Annotated in this window: 3 protein-coding genes; all 3 read left to right on the top strand. The window is 64.0% G+C overall.

Translation table 11 applies throughout. From position 1 onward, the window contains the following. The coding region (locus tag H926_RS30155; RefSeq protein ID WP_043611186.1) for a pyrroline-5-carboxylate reductase at positions 1 to 248 on the top strand (248 nt) is incomplete at its 5' end. Between the two features lie 130 nt (positions 249 to 378). Continuing rightward, positions 379 to 1,122, top strand: a complete 744-nt coding sequence (locus H926_RS0123135) for a Bax inhibitor-1/YccA family protein (protein ID WP_022678353.1) — start codon at positions 379 to 381, stop codon at positions 1,120 to 1,122. Positions 1,123 to 1,162: 40 nt separating this feature from the next. Continuing rightward, the coding region (locus H926_RS35285; RefSeq protein WP_237741172.1) for a hypothetical protein at positions 1,163 to 1,471 on the top strand (309 nt) is incomplete at its 3' end.

Here is a 1,471-nt window from a genome sequence, read left to right as displayed (position 1 = left end):
GCCTGCCGCGTGCGCAGGCCGATCGCCTGGCACTGGCCATGGTCGATGGCGCCGCGGCGCTGGCGGCTGCGTCGGAGCATGGCCCGGGCGAACTGGCCCGCCGCGTTGCCAGCCCGGGTGGCACCACGCAAAAGGGGCTCGACGTGCTCGATGCCGATGATCGGCTTGCCAGCCTGATGCGCGATACGCTGCGCGCGGCCCGCGATCGCAGCGCGGAAATGACCGAGGAAGCCCGCGCCGCCGGCTGATCGGCGGGCACTGCCCGGGAATACATTTTGTCACATTTTCCGGGCACCGGTTTCGCTTGAAAGCGGGGCGCGGAAGGCCGATATTGTGCCCATGGGCGATTTTTGCCCGCAATGGAGAAAGTGCAAGCACATGGCAAACTGGAACGATCCTCGGCCCTCGCAGACGGGCTTCGGCGCGTCTCCGAGCCTGTCGGGCGCCTATGGCCGTGGCGACGTGTTTGACGCCGGCCTGCGCCGCTACATGCTTTCGATCTACAACTACATGGCCTCGGGCGTCTTGCTCTCGGGCATCGTCGCACTGGTGTTCGCCACCAGCGGCATGGCCGCCGCCGTGTTCGGCACCCCGCTGCGCTGGGTTGTCGCACTGGCGCCGCTCGCGTTCGTCATGGTCATGAGCTTTGGCATCAACAAGATTTCCACCGGGACGCTCAAGGCGCTGTTCTGGGCGTTCAGCGTGGCGATGGGTCTGTCGCTCTCGTCGATCTTCTTCGTCTATACTGGCGCATCGATCGCGGCCACGTTCTTTGCCACCGCCGGCGCTTTTGCGGGGCTTAGCCTGTTTGGCTACACCACGCGCAAGAGCCTGTCGGGCATGGGCACGTTCCTGATCATGGGCCTGTTCGGCCTGATCATCGCCTCGGTGATCAATCTGTTCCTGGCCTCGCCGGGCCTCGCTTGGGGCATCAGCTTCCTGGGCGTGCTGATCTTCGCCGGTCTGACGGCGTATGACACGCAGCGCCTCAAGGAACAGTACGCCTATGTGGCGGGTACGGCCATGGCCGAAAAGGTCGTGGTGATGGGCGCGCTGACGCTCTACCTCGACTTCATCAACATGTTCACCTCGCTTTTGCAACTGATGGGCGATCGTCGCTGATCACGCCATTGCCTGCCCAGCGGGGAATACGGTAGATTGCGTGCCCGGCAACCTTTTTGGTTGTCGGGCATTTTCCTTTCCGGGAAAGCAGGTTACCAATTTCAGTCAGCTTTCAGAAAGGTTTGGCGCTCCACCAAAGGGCGCCACGCACGTGATCCGGGGTCTATCCATGGTGGGAATGCCGCGCGCCAGCGCCAATAACGTTTCGAAAATTCATGAGGGGGATATGGCCATGTCGCATGCGCGCCACTCTGCGCGGCCCACGCGGGCGCTTGCCTATGCATTGACTGCCGCGCTCGGCCTGGTCCTTGCTGGGTGTGCGGCCAAGGCCCCGCCGCCACCCCCGCCG

This window comes from Novosphingobium sp. B-7 (assembly GCF_000410615.1).
Taxonomy (GTDB): Bacteria; Pseudomonadota; Alphaproteobacteria; order Sphingomonadales; family Sphingomonadaceae; genus Novosphingobium; species Novosphingobium capsulatum.
Note: the sequence above shows the minus strand (reverse complement) of the source record. Positions and strands in the feature narration are given on the sequence as shown.

Coding starts and splice junctions, on each gene's coding strand:
- H926_RS0123135 (WP_022678353.1), top strand. CDS start 379: ATGGCAAACTGGAACGATCCTCGGCCCTCGCAGACGGGCTTCGGCGCG.